Origin of the sequence: Thermococcus argininiproducens (assembly GCF_023746595.1) — an archaeon.
GTDB classification, from domain to species: domain Archaea; phylum Methanobacteriota_B; class Thermococci; order Thermococcales; family Thermococcaceae; genus Thermococcus_A; species Thermococcus_A argininiproducens.
Window position 1 is genome coordinate 92,529 of the sequence record NZ_CP080572.1, and the last position, 16,026, is coordinate 108,554.

Consider the following 16,026-nt stretch of genomic DNA (forward strand, 5'->3'; position numbering starts at 1 on the left):
GTTAAAGGATAAGATCCTCTCTGGTTAGATATCCCTCAAGATAAAGACCTCCAAGGAAAGCCTGTCCAACGTTTATGCCATTGTCTCCTCTTGGCACCTCGTGAGTTGTGTAAAACCTGAGACCGTTGCTTTCCACAATCTTTCTAATTGTCTTAACAATCAGTTCATTGTAAGCCACTCCACCGCTGAGAGCCACGTTTTTAATACCAAACTCCTTGGCCTTCTCAACCGTTACTTCCCCAAAGGTCCTTCCCAGAGCCAGGTGAATGGAATACGCAATATCCGCGGGGTTTGCTTTGCTTTCTAAAACCTGTCTAAAGAGTTCTTCAATCTTGAGTTCCTCTCCCTCAACTGGAATACTGAATCCTAAGTCATTCTTTCCTCTAAATGCAACGCCTTCAAGCTTCATCGCAGGTTCTCCCTCGTAAGTCCTTCTATAAGCAACGTTAAGAAGAACGGCGAATGCATCAAGAACCCTTCCCGTAGAGGAGGCATAGCTAACGTTTATATCTCTGGCTAGCTGATTTAGGATAACATTGAACTCAACTTTTCCATACCTTAAGTTCTCAATGGCCCTTGGGCAGCATTTTCTGACTAACTCTTCTATCTCTTCCACACTGTACATCTTGTTTAAAATACCCACTAAAGCCCTTAGTGGATAATAGCTGGCTAAGTCACCACCAGGAAGAGGATAATAGCTTATGTGTGCCAATCTTTCAACATCTTCATAGCTGAGGTAGACGACTTCCCCTCCCCAAGTGTGCCCATCACTTCCATAACCAACTCCATCCAGAGCTATGCCTACAACTCCATCAAGTTTATTCTCGGCCATCACAGAGGCAACGTGGGCATAATGGTGCTGAACCTGGAGGAACTCCACCCCCTCCTCTTCCGCCATTTCCATGGCGAGCTTTGTGGTGTTGTAAAGGGGATGAAGATCGGCGACTACCAGATCTAAGTTTTTAACTCTGAGAATCTTCTTGAAGTGTGTCACCGCGTCTCTCATAAACTCCAGAACTTCCACCTTTGACGTATTTCCAATGTATTGGCTTGGATAAACTTTGGAGTTCTTTGCAATACCAAAGGCATTCATAAGCTCTGCACCAACTGCTATCCCATTATATTCAAAGGGAATCTCTACTGGAAGGGGTACAAACCCCCTGCTCCTTCTTATTACAGCCCTCCTTCCATCAACAAATCTTATCACGCTATCATCGGTTCTGTTGAGTATTTTCCTATTGTGAAGAAGGAAGTAATCGGCCAACTCTTTCAGTTCTTTAAATGCCCTCTCGTTATCTATGACCATTGGCATTCCGGGATAATTTGCAGATGTCATAACATAAACCGGGCTCTTTGAGTAGTGGAAAAGTATGTAATGTGTACCCGCATATGGTAGCATGACTCCGATTGTTGGGAGTCCAGGAGCCAGAGACTCCGGCAATGGGAACGGTTCTTTTTTCCTTAGAGCCACTATTGGCTTTCTATACCCTAAAAGTTCTTGCTTTTCAACTTCATTTACTATGGCAAATTCCTCAACTGTTTCCAAATCCCTTGCCATTATTGCAAATGGCTGTTCGGGCCTGAGAATTCTCTTCCTGAGTTCTCTTACAACTTCCTCATTTGCGGCATCGCACGCTATGTGTATCCCACCAATCCCCTTTATGGCCACTATGTAGCCTTTGTCTATTAATTCTGCAGCCCTTTTTAGGGGATCACCTGTTAGCTCTTCCCCTTCGTTGGTGTAGAGACGATAGCTTGGGCCACATACAGGACAGCAAACAGGCTCAGCGTGATATCTTCTATTCAACGGATCCTTATACTCGCTCTCACAGTAATCACACATATCAAATTCTCTCATTGTTGTATTAATCCTGTCATAGGGCAGATCTTCTATTATAGTAAACCTGGGCCCGCAGTTGGTGCACACTATAAATGGATACATGTACCTTTTATCCGCCGGATCAAAAAGCTCTCTAAGACAATCATCACATATGCTAACATCAGGAGGTATAACCGAATCCCCTCCTCCACCGCCATTGGAACTTTTCTCAATGTAGAATCTGTCAAAACCCTGAAGCGGAAGCTCTTTTGTTTTTATCTTCTCTACCCTTGCCAGAGGAGGTGCCTTATCCTTGAGATCTTTCAAAAATGCTCTTATATTCTCCTCTTTACCCTCAACAACAATTTCAACTCCCGCATCACCAAGATTTTTAACATAGCCTCTCAAACCGTGTTCATGAGCGATTCTGTAGATGAAGGGTCTGAAACCGACTCCCTGAACTATCCCCTCAACGTGAATATGATAAGTTTTCACTACTCCCACCTATTCCAGAATCGAAAAAAGGGCATTTATACCTTTTCAAAACCAAAAGTTAAAAACTAATGAAGAGTTTTTAACCCAAGGTTGCTAGACTAAAGGTTTAACCAACAAAAAGACTAAAAATGACAAGAATTATAATTTCAATGGTGTACCCGTTATGTATATCATCGTAGTTTACGATGTGAACGTTTCTCGAGTAAATAAAGTGAAGAAGTTTTTGAGACAGCATTTAATCTGGGTTCAAAATAGCGTCTTTGAAGGGGAAGTTACACTAGCCGAATACGAGAGAATTAAAAAAGGAATTAAAGAGCTTATTGATGAGGATGAAGACTCCGTGATCATTTACAAGTTAAGATCAAGGCCAAAAAGAAAGAGTATTGGAATAGAGAAGAATCCGGTGGAGGAATTATTTAGCACATATTGACCTAAAAATACACCTTTTACATTCCCAGTTAAAGCGTAGTTTCGGGTCTTTGGGGAATTCTCCATTCTCTATGGATTCAATGAGCTCAATGATGCCTCTGGCTCTCTTCAAAAACGCCTTAAATGCCTTTGAATCTTTTTTAATTTCTAGCTTTTTCCATGGAATTAGCTCATTATGTCGAAATATCCATAGGTGTCCAAATTCTGCATCAGGAAGCATGTTTAGATACGCATTTAGCTGCTCTGTATACGCGTTCAACACACTATCCTCTTCAACATCACTAAGGTTTTCAGGTATTTTTTCGTAAGAGAACTCACTAAAGAACTTAAACTCGAACACGTGTTCTCCTATTACAAGATCAATCCTACCAGTTAAAAGCCATCCTTCTCCCAAGTCGTATGAGACTTCTTTTTCTATCTCAGGATTAGCCTCAATATCGCCCTGCAAATATGGCCATGAATCCTTGATAAGCCCTAAAAGGCCCATGTGAAGTACCTGGCCTAGTATCTTTTCCTTATTTTTCTCTCCAAAAAACCTAACGTCGTACCGAGTGGTTAAAGCTGCCCTCAAAGGACAAAAAGAAACAGAAGTCACTCTGATGGTCCTTTTAGGTCCCCTGATATTCCCATACTTAAGAAGGTTTTCCAATCGCTTTCCAAACTCCTCTATGTTCCCCACCCCCTAAAACCACGCCACCAGCGGCTCATACTCTTGACCCCCAACGAGGTGCTTAATTAATTTATATGCCTCAAGTCTTATTAGCCTTTGCTTGGTGACGTTTTTCTTTAGTTTTGGATGCCTCACGCTTTTTCTCATTTCCTCGTTGATTGCTCTCAAAACAATCCTCTTGCCATCATCGTTGAGCAAAACTCCATTTAGATCATCCCTGAAATGTTCCTTCTTAATTACACCTTGCCTAACAAGCCTATTGGCCACGCGGTCAGCAATTATCGGCTTGAAAATCTCACTAAGATCGAGGGCAAGAGAAAACCTCCTCTCACCGGGTTCATGTAAATAGCTAATGGTCGGGCTTAGCTGTGTGTTGTAGAGCTCACTAACTATTGTCGCATAAAGCCTAGAATTGAGAAAGCTTATCAGTGCATTCATTTCATTCTGGGGAGGCCTTCTAGTTCTTTTTATAATTTTAAACCCCTTTGGGAGAACACTATCCCAGAGAGCGTAGTATTTCTGTCTTATTCTTGCTTCAACGTTCATTATATCGGTTATCTTTTCAACCTCCTCAAGCTCCTTCAAAAGTCCATCAAAAGATACTTTCACTTTCCAGCGCTTCAGATTCTGCTCCATGTTCCTGCCCGCGCCGACAACAAAGAGTTTTGCCAGTTTAAGCCTTTTTTCTTTATCAAGGTAGTGTTTCGCCTGTTTAATGAGCAGATCTCCAGAATGGAGACTCTCCTTTGGATAAAAACTCCCATCATAGTGACCATAATGGTTGAAGAAATGAATTGCTATCCCCTTTTGGGCCAGAAAGTGAAGGGCCTGCGAGGTTATGTTCACATGGCCGTAAACGTAGATGTCGTAAATACCCTCAATTGCCAGCGGCCTTCTCCCCTGAGCGTTCTCAAAGTAGAGTGTATTTTCCCTTCGGGAGAGGGTTCCATCCGAGAGTAAAGTTAAGGAGCGCTTTCTCATTGTATCACACCCAACATAGTTCGTAATAAGCGCACTTTTTACATTTCTTTGATTTTACCGGAGTTGGAGGTATAGAAAGAGACTTTATCTCTTCAACTTCTTTTATAGCCCTTTCCACGTCCTCTTCATGACCATTGAGTATTATTTCTTTTGTTTCCCTAAGCTTTGGATAGTTGAGAATGGCTTTTGCTTTAATGCCCAGCCTTTTGAGGTAGTAGAGGTAATAAAGAGCCTGCATTTCGTGGGCCTTTTCCATTGACCTTCCCTTTTTGATTTCATGGATCTCAATGATATCCCCCTTCTTGATGAAATCAATGGCAATTGGGCCGATCTTAATGTTCTTCTCTTCACCAAAGTAGCTTTTTTCATGGAGGAATTTTCCTAGATCTACCCATTCGCTCTCCTGCTCCATTGTGACTCCGTGGGAAAAGTACCAGAGCTTTGTTTTGCAGATGAAGAGGTAGTTTATTTCTGTGCCGCGGATGAGAAGTTCGTCTGGGAGATAGGGATCCATATTAATCACCAATGAGTATTATAAATTGATTTATAACAAATGAAACTGTAATTTTCATTATAGTTTTGGCTATAACTTGCGTTACACTTGTTATTGGAACACCAACAACTGTAATTTCTATTACTACATTCTAATCTACACTATTTCCTCTTTCTCACAGACGTTAATCTCATCAATAAATTCAGATAACCTTTTGGAATCAAAGTAACCAACTTCATTCGAATAGAGAAATCTTGAACTAGACAGTGTTGGGAAGTTGTGATACGTACTTGGAAAACTATCCTCGGAAAATAACCACCATATTGGGATTGGAGTAAGGTATTCCTTTATTTTTTGAAGTCTGTACTTACTACTGCTAGCCAGTATATCGGCAATCTTGTCAATAAAACATTCTGGAATGACTAGGATTGTGTTTGTTTCCCTGAAATTAAGGATTTTATCTAGCTCTTTATCGTTTAAATCTATTGAGAAAAAGTATCTTGTATCATTATCCCATTTTTGAATGTATTTGTCAATCTCTTTTAACTTGGTTTTATCTAGTTTTAATGAACTCTCTTTAAACTGCTCTATTAGTTCAAATTCTGTTTTAATATTTCCATCAAACTCCTCTAAAATGGTTTTCGCTAAGCTTAATTCATCTAAATTGTAAGGATAACGTCTTCTATCATCTAGTTCGGACGGTTTTAGGATTTTTACATTTTCATTATTTGTGAAAGTTGAATACCTATTAACTCTTCCGAACCTCTGAATTAAGGAAGATAGTGGCGCAAGTTCTGTGAATAGATAATCAAAAGACATATCAAGGCTTACTTCAGCAACCTGTGTAGAAACAAAAACAAAACCTTTAGACATCCTTGAGAACTTTTCTAATTGGATTTCTTTTTCTTTTCTGTCCTTGTATGTAAATCTTGAGTGTAGGATAAGTATCTCCCTGATCTTATAGTGATGTTTTAGTAAAAGATAGATTTTGATGGCTTTTTCTACTGTGTTACATACAACTAATACATTTCCATCCTGTGTTCTTTCTGCTATTTTCTCGAGAGTAGTAGGATCAGTAATATCTTCTTCACTAATAGAATATATATATCTCCTTCTTCTTTTATATTCTTCAGTAAAATCAAATGAAGTCGGAGATATATAGAAGCTAACCAAGTTTTCTAACGCTGGGTGCACAGTAGCTGACATAAACACTGTTTTGATATTGTAGTTGAACTCTTGGTTATATTTCTGTATGAAATTCAGGAGGATGTAGAGTCCACTTATCGGATAAAGATGAAACTCATCGAAGATAAATATTGAATTTCTAAAGTGAAATCTTTTGAGGAAATATTTCCCTACGTGAAGGAAAGTTAAGATTATCTGATCAAGCGTTGTTAAAGTAACAGGACTCATAAATGATCTTGAAATAAAAAGTTCCCAATCAACACTTCTTTCATAATCTTTCTGTTTTGTTACTTTTTCAACATCGGCAAAATAATAATTATCCTCAACCTTCATTTTCAGGATTTTTTTAATTGTTTCTTTCATTTTCCTTATTGATGTTATTGTCGGAAGAACATAGATTATATGAGTTGGAGTTTTGGTAGAGGCTATTGTTAAAGAGGCAAACGTTTTTCCCCATCCAGTAGGAGCTGAGAATAAGATATGTTCACCAGAGTTTGCCATATTCAGGAATAGCTCCCACTTTTTCTCATTAAATTGTAACCCTTTATCTTTTACATATCTTTGTAATCCTTGTTTAATATCTGTTTCCCTAAAAGAAGGTTTCTCTTTAATAATTTCGTTTTCACTTTCAAACATTGCTGAAACAATGTCTGTGGTCTTAAAAATTCCAAAGAGATCCACATAAATCACATTTTCTCTTTTGTTCCTTTCAATGAATTCATTAAGTTGTTTCGTTTCTTGATAAATTAAACGAAATACACTATTGTAGTCAATAGGGAACTGTATTCTTCCAAGGACATTTTTAGCTAGGTAATTTGGATGTGAAAGAATTGGAGTTAAATGGGAATGATGCCTTAAGATGAAATAAAATATTTTAGGATCTTTAATGTTAGAATATCTTAAAAACAGATAAGCTGAAAGCGCAGAATGAGGTGGTTTTTTCTTTTTAGTTATGTCCCATCTTGGATTCAACTTCCCTAAATCATGCCACCATGCCAATGTTTTTAATATTTTTTCATGATCTTGTAGCCTATGCTTCTGTGCCAGAATCTTAGAAACTCTAATAATTTCCTCAATATGTTGCTTTAATGATTTTTCTTGTTGCTCGTTTTTATGTGATGTTTTTGAGAGTATATCCAATCCTAAATTTAGCAACATCTTTTCATTTATCATTAAATCACCATAAATGGTGGATATAATGGAACTCCATCTATAGTCGAAATCTTTTGTTTTAGGTTTAATTCAACATTCCATCCCATAATAACGAATTTAGGTTCACCTGAATACACATAAGGGAGATTGTAAACGATTCCGTTGTCTAATATTCTCAGTGAGTTTAATAATGATTGAGGCACATAGGAATCTTTTATAGTGTCTTTTTCTTCATACTCATCATACAGCTGAGGGTTTTCAATTTCTGAGATAATGAACTCACTTATTCCACCGTATGGTACAAACTCAAAATCAAAAGTTTGAATTCGCTCATAGAGATTATTAATGAGTTTCTGCTTACCCCAAATTGCAAAGCGGTATTTTGGCTTTACTAAAAGCATAAGTTCTTCAGTAGTCCTATCTTCTCTTCCTCTCTTTAACTTTAATAACTGTGCATTTTCCCTTGCAATTCCATTTATGCTAAGCAGCTTAGCACCTGCTTTAAATTGTTCTCTCTCCCTAATGTACGCCTCTCTACTTTTTCCAAGAATAGAAAAGAAGAACCCAAGGACTGTTGTTGGTAATGGTATTAAGTAGGATGTCCTGCTTTTCATGGTTGTGTGAACCCTAAAGTGTGCCAAGTCAAATAAAACATCAACTGTTAACCCTTTTTCCATACTCCACTCACCAGCCAAGTTGCCAGTTTTTCAATATCTTTTTTAGGAACTAAGCCTTTTTTCAATTCATATGTTTCTAAAAATTCCTTTTTTTCATTAATTTGGTAAGGCACAAGCTCTTTTTTGAATTGATATTCTTCAGATGCTTTCCAAACAGGATACAATCTTTCTCCGGCATAGATAATTGTTGAGATGTGCTCTGCCATAGCGAAGTAGTTTGTTCTTCTAGGATATGCCCAGCCTTCATTTAGCAAAATTTCTAATAATGCACTTACCCGTTTTATCCTTTCTTCGTCAGGAAGGATATACGTATTATCTTGCTTTGTTATCCTGCCTTCTTTAGTGTATTCATCCCATTTTTTAACTTGGTCAGTCTTTTCATTTTCAGCAAATATTCCCACTCTTTCTGTAATTACAATTTTCATAAGACCAATAAAGTCGGCAACTTCTGTCTCAAATGGTGTTGGATTCACACTACCTACCTTCTTTGGAAATCTGCCTCCAAAGTCAATTTGTATTGGCGTGTGTTCTACTGCAATTACTGGAGACAATGAAACCGGGGCTTGTCTTGGTTTTTGTTGATTTCCTTTGATATAAAGATACCCAAATAAGTCGTTATCTACATATTTTATTGGGTCACCACTATCAGCAAGTTTGTTACCTTCTCCAATTCTAAATGGATCAACTTCAAATCCCCATTCTGCAAGCTTTTCTCTTATTCCTCTTTTGACAGCTCTTGCAGAGACAAACGGATAGACTTCTCCACTTGTAGATACTAACTTCTTTATCCTTATTCTGTCCCCATCAACTTCATTTGCATTTACATTCCCAGAGACACGAGTTAATAGCCCAATAACGATTTTTCTCATGTTTTTCACCCCCCATTAGTTTTGTTACTACCTCCAGCATACGAATTCCATAGTGTAACAACAAATTCATTCTTTAAAATCAAAAATTCTCTTATTGGCAAGGTAACAAGCTTTTCAGGCAGTGTAATTTTTATTCCTTCTCTCTCTAGCCTTGGTAAGTATGAGACAAGAGTTTCAACAAAGTATACTGGAACTTCTTCATTTTTTATGTCCATTATTATTCTCTTTAAGAGGCTTTTTTGGGTTTCTCCTTTTTTTGCTAGTTCCCCAATTTTCAAAGCTATTGCTTTTATCTGTTTTTTCAATTTTTCAAAATCCTCATTCACAGTTTCACCTCCAAAAAATTTTGTTTGGACATAATTCACGTAATAAATCTTTCTAAGCTTGTATGTTTTGTTCTCTCTTTTTGCTCTTAATTCTAGGGATATCTTCTCCCCTATTACTTTTGAAAGCTTATTTACGTTTAAATAACCTTCAACAAGTATTGAAAATGCTAAATCAGAAAGTAATGAATAGTAAGAATCTACAATATTCTTATTTTGAAGAGATGGTGGTACAAGGGACTCTAAGAATGTTATAAATTTTGGCTTTGGATATTCCAGCTCTTCGAAAAACAAGTCATATAATCGCGAAAGATTGCCGATTGGATGATATACTGCAGACCATTTGTTTCCTCCGCTATTGCTTAAAATTAATGCCTCAAATGATAAATTTTCAAAAAGTTTATCCTGATCTTCGAATTGCATTGTGTTTAAGATGGTACTAAGCAAAAGTAAGAGAGTGAAATATGCTGCCGATGGACGAGGGGGTAAATAATACGTGATCTTTTTATCAAAATATTCCTCTTCAATTCTACCTGTCTTAATCTCAAAATCAAAAATTCCCCCTCGTAAGGTGTAATCTCTAATTATTTTTTCAATTCCTGGATTATTTGTCCTAATACCGATGATAACACGTTGTTTTAGCCTTCTTCCCTCAAACTTTGTTAAGTCAACATAATAGAAAGTCAAAAGCCAATATAGTACGTCTTTTCTAGTTTTTTCATCTGAACCTAGTTTGTAGTCGTAAAACTGATAATTGGGAGCTTCACTCTTTTGGAGTAGTGTGGGAAAATGAGAAGAGCTTATATTCTTTGTTGTCATCAAATAATTCAGGATTATTTCTATGGCTTCCTTTGGTGTATTTGCATCTTTAAATCGATGAGCCAGATTCGGTATCGCTCCAGCAAGAACAGCGTTTAGTAATCCATCGAAATTCAATGGTACCTTCCTCGATTTCCCATTTTGTGAAATCTTACCAACCCAGTGAACTCGTTTATCAATTAATTTCTCGATCTTTTCTAATGTGATTTCTTCCCTCATTTCTCTCTCCTCCCATCAACTTTCACCATCCCAAATCCTATCGAGTTCTTTTCACCAAAACCTGCTTGATAACCAACTTTCAGAAGCTCCTCATCCCCATAAGCCTTGAAAACAAGATGCCATGCTCTTTGATATATCCCCGGCTTGACTTCAAACTTTTTTGGTTTCGCCTTGAGCACTTTGATCTCAAACTCATCAGGGGGATTTTTTCCATAAAGAAGAACGTATTTTTCCTTTAGATTCTCCTTCAAGTTTTCATAAAACTTATCCTCCATTGGGCCCAAATCATAAATCTTCAGCTTTCCAAACGAGGGCTTTAATGTTGTCACTGCTATGGGAGAAAGCGTCGAGTAAGTCTTTCCACTATATGAACTCGGCTCGGGAAGTGCTCTGACAGTCTCCGCATAAAACTTCTCCCTCCATAGAATTACTTCTGGGTTTTGGAGAAGACCGCCAATAAAAGCCTCTGCTATCTCTGGAATGGGTGTCGAGAAATAAAAGAACGCTTTTCCAGCTCCAATGAAATAGGGTAAACCATCGATAAATCTTCTGTTTTCAGCCATAAAAAGAGAGTACGTGAAAAGTTTAGGCACTTTTGGCCTGTGAAGGGCAAGGCTCAACTCGGGATTTACGCTTTGAATCCTTCGATAAATGAGGCCTTGAAGGTAATGCTGATGATTGTAAGGCACCTTAAACTCCGAATTCTCAGGAGCAAAGCGAATCAGGAACCTCAAGCTCATACCTCCATTAAGAGGATAGCTCAAAGTGACATTACCCTCTCAATATATTTAAGGTTTACGAAAATGGTTTGAAAAAGCCTCTAACTGCAGGAGATGGGTTTTATTTTAAATCTTAGAGAAAGCATATAAAACGGAAAAAGAACCCAATAAATGAGGATATTTTAACTATATTATTACTGGGACAAGAGAGTCCTTCAAAAGATACCGCAGATCCAAAGGAATACCCCTAAAAAAGGCAAGCCAAAAGGCCTTGGAAAAGTGTTAATACTGGTTCAGTGCGCTATTTAGACAAAGTGGGATCAGCGAAAATGTGATACAAAAGAAGTTAGAAAACTTCCAGACCCCTATTAACGTTTCTTTTTCTGTTTGCCTGCGTTATAAAAATTCCTCGATGAATTCTTTTGGTGTTAAGATGTAGAACTCATGGGAATTCAGCCTGAATTTTCTTGTTTTATCCCTGATTTTAAGCAAGTGTTTTCTATCGTAAGTTATCAAGAACCCAGCTTTAGCATTGTAAACAACATCAAGAAACGGAATATCATTTTCATCTTTCACAAGCTCCTTAATGCGTTTACTCCGTTGGAAGCTCTTTTTGACGGGGATCCTCTTAGAAAATGTTAGCATGATTTCAAGGTATCTCATGGCTTCATCCATGGATAAATGTTTGAGAACCTTCTTAGATTGTATTTTAGCTTTATACTCACGAAGTGTTTTTAGAGAAGCATAATTAACAACATTGCCTTCAACTAATAGTTTTAGAAGATCAAAAGCATATCCTCTAGTAGAAATCGCACCAGCAATTAAAACAGAGGTATCAATGACTACTCTAAACCGAGTTTTTTGAGCTTTCTTTCGATTTCTCTCCATCTCTTGATTTCCTCCTCAGCCTCGTAATAAATCCTAACGGCCTCTCCTTCACTAATCTTTCTCTTTCCTTCCTGAGACTTAAGGAATTCTAATGCATCCTTCTTACTTATCTTCTTGGTCTTAATCTTCTTTAAGTTGGCTTTCCATTCATAATACTCAATAAGCTCTTTAGGCGAAACGCCAACAGCCTTTGCAACTTCATTAATGAGAAGTCTAACACCTTCCGAGTTTTTTACTTTTGTAGCCACCCAACTCACCATTCTAACTTTTGCATTAATTATTTAAAAATTTGGTGAAAAAGAGATAGAATTCAAGGCTTATACATACTTCTCATTAATAGTATATTACAGTGGAGTCGTGCTTTCAATTCTTCTAAAGTCTTATTGGAACTTTGAGATAAAAGAGTATCAGCATTCTGAACTAGAAGCCTTTCAATTCTTCTAAAGTCTTATTGGAACTTTTAGAAATAGCAAAAATGGGAGCTAGGTATGTGACTTTCAATTCTTCTAAAGTCTTATTGGAACCTGGCCAACTCGATAAGTTTGGCCTTATCAACTTTCTTCTTTCAATTCTTCTAAAGTCTTATTGGAACCCTCCCTTCGTGGTCATAGAGCTTATTGATAATGAATCTTTCAATTCTTCTAAAGTCTTATTGGAACTATTGGGCTTTGAGCGATGAGTTTGGCTCAAAGCTTCTTTCAATTCTTCTAAAGTCTTATTGGAACGACGAATTCAAAAAATCTGAAGTAGCACTAATTTTCTTTCAATTCTTCTAAAGTCTTATTGGAACGGTTACGAATTGGCTGAGACCATCAAAGAAATACCTGCTTTCAATTCTTCTAAAGTCTTATTGGAACAAGACAAATTAGATTTTACTAAAATGACTGTTAACGACTTTCAATTCTTCTAAAGTCTTATTGGAACGAAGAGCAAAATTACTACTTCAGTCTTGTATATTCCTTATCTTTCAATTCTTCTAAAGTCTTATTGGAACGTATATCTACATAAGGGTACAGCAAACATACAACTTTCAATTCTTCTAAAGTCTTATTGGAACTTTGAGATAAAAGAGTATCAGCATTCTGAACTAGAAGCCTTTCAATTCTTCTAAAGTCTTATTGGAACTTTTAGAAATAGCAAAAATGGGAGCTAGGTATGTGACTTTCAATTCTTCTAAAGTCTTATTGGAACCTGGCCAACTCGATAAGTTTGGCCTTATCAACTTTCTTCTTTCAATTCTTCTAAAGTCTTATTGGAACCCTCCCTTCGTGGTCATAGAGCTTATTGATAATGAATCTTTCAATTCTTCTAAAGTCTTATTGGAACTTTATCTCGGGATCATGAGTGCATTAATCCCACTTAGCTTTCAATTCTTCTAAAGTCTTATTGGAACGAAAATTTCAGATTTGCTGAAAGCTCACATTCTGATCTTTCAATTCTTCTAAAGTCTTATTGGAACCTAGCTTTTGGGCCTTATTCATTCCCTCCGCACTAATCTTTCAATTCTTCTAAAGTCTTATTGGAACAGGGGCGAATTTTCCTCTAAATCCCCTATAAAACTATTAGAATACTTGAATTATATAAGGTTTTCTCCAAAGGGTCAATAATTGGGTCCCCACGAGCCTTTAATTCAGGAGCCTACATTAAACCCCAAGCGAATTAACCCCCTCAAAAATTTGGAAAATTTTAAGGTACGATATTGTTCACGAGACTTCCAGAGAACATATGGAATTCCAAATTAAAATTAAATGCATTATAAAATCTTAAAAGTGAAAAGATTCATTTTCCACTAGGAGAAAGTATTAAAGAAGTCTCAAGAACCCTCCACTCAGAATTTCGAAAAAAATTCGTTACAAAAATTTAGAATTCTTGTAACCATTTGGGTGATAGTAACAAATGGTAACTAAAGACTTCCAAATTACCCAGAATACCCTAAATCCAAAAACAAACACTCAAAAAAGAGAAAACCAAAAAATAAGGCTTCCGAACAAGTATCGAAAAATTTTCAATAACCCTCATAAAGCCTGTAGGCCAAAAACTTTGGAAGGCCCGCATCAATTATCTTTTTTACAGCCTCATCAATGTCATACTCCACCCTCTCAAAGATAATCTCATTACTATCAGTGTCTATGAAAGCATAGGCCGCCCTCCAGTCCCCATCCCTCGGTTGGCCCACTCCACCGGGGTTTATTATTCTCCTATTTCCAATCTCCTTAAGCATCTGCATGTGTGTATGGCCCAAAATAAGGTTTCTCTGCTTAAAATATTTCAAAATCTCTAAAAATTCACTATCAGGGTACCAGGGAAATACATATTCATCCAGAGGGGCCCGTGGGGAACCGTGGATTATAAGAAAACTCTCGCCATCAACGTCAAATAACTGCCTTACAGGGAGTTTCCGGATAAATTCAAGGTTCTCAATGGTCATAACTTTCTCATGCCATCTTATTGCCTCTCTTGCATAGGGGTTAAATCCCCAACTTATACCAAAAGCAATTGCATTATCATGGTTTCCCCTAACGCATAGAATTTCCCTCTTCTCCATTTGCTCTTTAAAAAAGTCCACAACTTCGTTTGGGTTGGCCCCATAACCGACCAAATCGCCCATGCAAAAAATCACATCTGCTTTTTTAACCTCTCTCCAGACTGCCTCTAGGGCCTCTAGGTTTGAATGGATGTCGCTTATGAGTCCAATCAGCATGATATTTAATTGTCACAAAAGATTAAATCATTTTCTCAGCAGATTTTCTTAACTTCACCTACATAGCTTGGACTCACCTCATAAAACTCCTCTATAAGCCTCTGAAGTTTCTTTGATAGTTCAATTTGGACTCCCCACGAACCTTCGATGTATCCTTTGGCTGCCATCCTCCCAAGAAACTTCTTCATCTCCTCGCTTAATGGAGAAGGCTTGCATCTAGCCCAGGGCGTTCCCGGCAGGGGCATGAAGTAATGGGCTCTCACTTTTCCTCCTTTGCGCATTATCCATTTCATGAACTCAATACTCTTTCTCTGGCTTTCCTCGTTCTCGTTTGGAAGGCCCACTATAAAGTCCACCACTGGCTCTATGTCGTATTCAAGCATGTATTCGACAGCCTGTTTTACATGTTCCGTTGTATGCACGCGATGCATTGCTCTAAGCATATCATCATCCCCACTTTGGGCTCCTATGGCCAGTCTCCTATTGTCGGCATACTTCAAGAGAAGCTCTAGCGTTTCAGGTTTGATGAATTCCGGCCTTACCTCACTTGGGAAAGTTCCGTAGAACAATCTCCTTCCTTCTTCCCTGAGGGGTTGAAGGGCCTTTAAGAGGGCTTCAAGTTTGTTCAGGTTTAAAATAGCTCCAGGAGATCCGTAGGCGAAGGCGTTTGGAGTTATGTAGCGCATGTCTTTCATTCTCTTGGAGTACTTCACTATCTGATCTATCGGCCTGTGGCGCATTCTAAAGCCTTTGACGTAGGGAGTCTGACAGTAATAGCAACCAAAGGGACATCCCCGACTTATTTCTATTGGAGCTATTAAGCGGGAACTTTCGGCAAACGGAGGGAACTTTGTGAAGTCATCAACCCTAGCAAAGCCTGTAAAAGTAAACTCATCGTTTAAATAGAAAGCCAACCCTTGAATATTTAACAAATCTCTCGTCAGTCTAAAATCGCTCCTCTTTAGCAGACTCAAGAGCTGAAATATGATCTCCTCTCCCTCACCAATGGCCGCTATGTCAAAACCCAGATGATTTAAGGTGTGCTTTGGCATTGCAGTTGCGTGATAACCACCAGCAACTAAAAGAGCATTGGTATTTTCTTTTAGGATTTTAACTTCTTCCTGAACGTCCCATATCTCTTCAGTGAAGAAAGAGTAAAGAACTACTTTGGGCCTTGCCTTTAAAATCTCGGCAAAATCTTTTGTTATCAGAAGCTCGCCAATATCGAAACCCTGGGCTTCTAAAGCTCCCAAGAGATGCACAAAAGCATTGTGATTGCGGCGTGTCATTCTAATAGCTATCCCATGCATGATAAAAACTCAGAAGAGGGTTTTAAAATATTTGCCCAAATTGTAGAAAAGACAAAAGAAAGAAAGGCTATCAAGCTTTGATAGCGAGTTTGATGTCCTCTGCTTTGACTGTCTTTCTGCCGGCGTGCTTTGCAAGGTCAACGGCCTTCTTAGCGATCTCCATAGCCTTCTCCTCAAGGTGCTCGGCCATAACCTTTGCAGCCTCTTCACTAACTCTTGGTGCACCAGCCTTTCTAATCAACCTATCAATTGGGGCAATTGGCAACTCAGCCATACC

General features: G+C 38.0%; 15 protein-coding genes and 1 CRISPR repeat array. Of the genes, 1 reads left to right on the forward strand and 14 read right to left on the reverse strand.

The window, feature by feature from the left end; all coding sequences use genetic code 11:
- Nucleotide 1: 1 nt before the first annotated feature.
- The gene (gene hypF / locus K1720_RS00475; RefSeq protein WP_251949266.1) at nucleotides 2-2,314 is read right to left on the reverse strand and encodes a carbamoyltransferase HypF; all 2,313 of its coding nucleotides are present in this window, start codon (nucleotides 2,312-2,314) and stop codon (nucleotides 2-4) included.
- A 163-nt stretch (nucleotides 2,315-2,477) separates the two neighbouring features.
- Between hypF and cas2 the strand changes: the two genes are divergently transcribed.
- Entirely contained in the window at nucleotides 2,478-2,744 is a 267-nt protein-coding gene (gene cas2 / locus K1720_RS00480; protein WP_251949267.1) for a CRISPR-associated endonuclease Cas2, read from the forward strand.
- Here cas2 and K1720_RS00485 read toward each other — a convergent pair.
- The 13 genes from K1720_RS00485 to hpkB all read right to left on the reverse strand — a co-directional run bounded on the left by K1720_RS00485 (nucleotide 2,727) and on the right by hpkB (nucleotide 16,023).
- A complete protein-coding gene (locus tag K1720_RS00485; RefSeq protein ID WP_251949268.1) occupies nucleotides 2,727-3,422 on the reverse strand; it encodes a PD-(D/E)XK nuclease family protein in 696 nt (231 codons plus the stop codon). The genes cas2 and K1720_RS00485 overlap by 18 nt on opposite strands.
- Nucleotides 3,423-3,425: 3 nt before the next feature.
- On the reverse strand, nucleotides 3,426-4,394 hold the full coding sequence (cas1b, locus tag K1720_RS00490) for a type I-B CRISPR-associated endonuclease Cas1b (RefSeq protein ID WP_251949269.1): 969 nt from the start codon (nucleotides 4,392-4,394) through the stop codon (nucleotides 3,426-3,428).
- 4 nt (nucleotides 4,395-4,398) lie between these two features.
- Nucleotides 4,399-4,908: a CRISPR-associated protein Cas4 gene (gene cas4 / locus K1720_RS00495; RefSeq protein ID WP_251949270.1), complete on the reverse strand. Its 510-nt coding sequence runs from the start codon at nucleotides 4,906-4,908 to the stop codon at nucleotides 4,399-4,401.
- A 135-nt stretch (nucleotides 4,909-5,043) separates the two neighbouring features.
- A complete protein-coding gene (gene cas3 / locus K1720_RS00500; RefSeq protein WP_251949271.1) occupies nucleotides 5,044-7,245 on the reverse strand; it encodes a CRISPR-associated helicase Cas3' in 2,202 nt (733 codons plus the stop codon).
- On the reverse strand, nucleotides 7,245-7,901 hold the full coding sequence (gene cas5, locus K1720_RS00505) for a CRISPR-associated protein Cas5 (protein WP_251949272.1): 657 nt from the start codon (nucleotides 7,899-7,901) through the stop codon (nucleotides 7,245-7,247). The genes cas3 and cas5 overlap by 1 nt, the downstream gene beginning before the upstream one ends.
- Entirely contained in the window at nucleotides 7,886-8,770 is an 885-nt protein-coding gene (gene cas7i / locus K1720_RS00510) for a type I-B CRISPR-associated protein Cas7/Cst2/DevR (protein WP_251949273.1), read from the reverse strand. The genes cas5 and cas7i overlap by 16 nt, the downstream gene beginning before the upstream one ends.
- 5 nt (nucleotides 8,771-8,775) lie before the next feature.
- Nucleotides 8,776-10,131 (reverse strand): hypothetical protein, encoded by a 1,356-nt coding sequence (locus K1720_RS00515; RefSeq protein WP_251949274.1) that lies wholly within the window; start codon nucleotides 10,129-10,131, stop codon nucleotides 8,776-8,778.
- A complete protein-coding gene (gene cas6 / locus K1720_RS00520; protein WP_251950779.1) occupies nucleotides 10,128-10,865 on the reverse strand; it encodes a CRISPR-associated endoribonuclease Cas6 in 738 nt (245 codons plus the stop codon). Before cas6 ends, K1720_RS00515 begins: the two co-directional genes overlap by 4 nt.
- Nucleotides 10,866-11,246: 381 nt before the next feature.
- A complete protein-coding gene (locus K1720_RS00525; RefSeq protein WP_251949275.1) occupies nucleotides 11,247-11,738 on the reverse strand; it encodes a putative toxin-antitoxin system toxin component, PIN family in 492 nt (163 codons plus the stop codon).
- Complete coding sequence (locus K1720_RS00530) at nucleotides 11,693-11,998, reverse strand: hypothetical protein (protein WP_251949276.1); 306 nt, start codon at nucleotides 11,996-11,998, stop codon at nucleotides 11,693-11,695. Before K1720_RS00530 ends, K1720_RS00525 begins: the two co-directional genes overlap by 46 nt.
- 100 nt (nucleotides 11,999-12,098) lie before the next feature.
- Nucleotides 12,099-13,264: a CRISPR direct-repeat array (repeat unit 30 nt; unit sequence CTTTCAATTCTTCTAAAGTCTTATTGGAAC).
- 479 nt (nucleotides 13,265-13,743) lie between these two features.
- Nucleotides 13,744-14,439, reverse strand: a complete 696-nt coding sequence (locus K1720_RS00535; RefSeq protein WP_251949277.1) for a metallophosphoesterase family protein — start codon at nucleotides 14,437-14,439, stop codon at nucleotides 13,744-13,746.
- Nucleotides 14,440-14,474: 35 nt separating this feature from the next.
- On the reverse strand, nucleotides 14,475-15,749 hold the full coding sequence (locus K1720_RS00540; protein ID WP_251949278.1) for a TIGR04013 family B12-binding domain/radical SAM domain-containing protein: 1,275 nt from the start codon (nucleotides 15,747-15,749) through the stop codon (nucleotides 14,475-14,477).
- Between the two features lie 70 nt (nucleotides 15,750-15,819).
- Nucleotides 15,820-16,023, reverse strand: a complete 204-nt coding sequence (gene hpkB, locus K1720_RS00545; RefSeq protein ID WP_167888887.1) for an archaeal histone HpkB — start codon at nucleotides 16,021-16,023, stop codon at nucleotides 15,820-15,822.
- Nucleotides 16,024-16,026 lie beyond the last annotated feature (3 nt).

What these genes read in the sequence shown, in the direction of transcription:
- K1720_RS00525 (WP_251949275.1), bottom strand. Translation starts at nt 11,738, where the DNA reads ATGGAGAGAAATCGAAAGAAAGCTCAAAAAACTCGGTTTAGAGTAGTC.
- cas5 (WP_251949272.1), bottom strand. Translation starts at nt 7,901, where the DNA reads ATGGAAAAAGGGTTAACAGTTGATGTTTTATTTGACTTGGCACACTTT.
- cas2 (WP_251949267.1), top strand. Translation starts at nt 2,478, where the DNA reads ATGTATATCATCGTAGTTTACGATGTGAACGTTTCTCGAGTAAATAAA.
- K1720_RS00540 (WP_251949278.1), bottom strand. Translation starts at nt 15,749, where the DNA reads ATGCATGGGATAGCTATTAGAATGACACGCCGCAATCACAATGCTTTT.
- K1720_RS00515 (WP_251949274.1), bottom strand. Translation starts at nt 10,131, where the DNA reads ATGAGGGAAGAAATCACATTAGAAAAGATCGAGAAATTAATTGATAAA.
- cas3 (WP_251949271.1), bottom strand. Translation starts at nt 7,245, where the DNA reads ATGATAAATGAAAAGATGTTGCTAAATTTAGGATTGGATATACTCTCA.
- hpkB (WP_167888887.1), bottom strand. Translation starts at nt 16,023, where the DNA reads ATGGCTGAGTTGCCAATTGCCCCAATTGATAGGTTGATTAGAAAGGCT.
- cas1b (WP_251949269.1), bottom strand. Translation starts at nt 4,394, where the DNA reads ATGAGAAAGCGCTCCTTAACTTTACTCTCGGATGGAACCCTCTCCCGA.
- cas4 (WP_251949270.1), bottom strand. Translation starts at nt 4,908, where the DNA reads ATGGATCCCTATCTCCCAGACGAACTTCTCATCCGCGGCACAGAAATA.
- cas7i (WP_251949273.1), bottom strand. Translation starts at nt 8,770, where the DNA reads ATGAGAAAAATCGTTATTGGGCTATTAACTCGTGTCTCTGGGAATGTA.
- K1720_RS00535 (WP_251949277.1), bottom strand. Translation starts at nt 14,439, where the DNA reads ATGCTGATTGGACTCATAAGCGACATCCATTCAAACCTAGAGGCCCTA.
- K1720_RS00530 (WP_251949276.1), bottom strand. Translation starts at nt 11,998, where the DNA reads ATGGTGAGTTGGGTGGCTACAAAAGTAAAAAACTCGGAAGGTGTTAGA.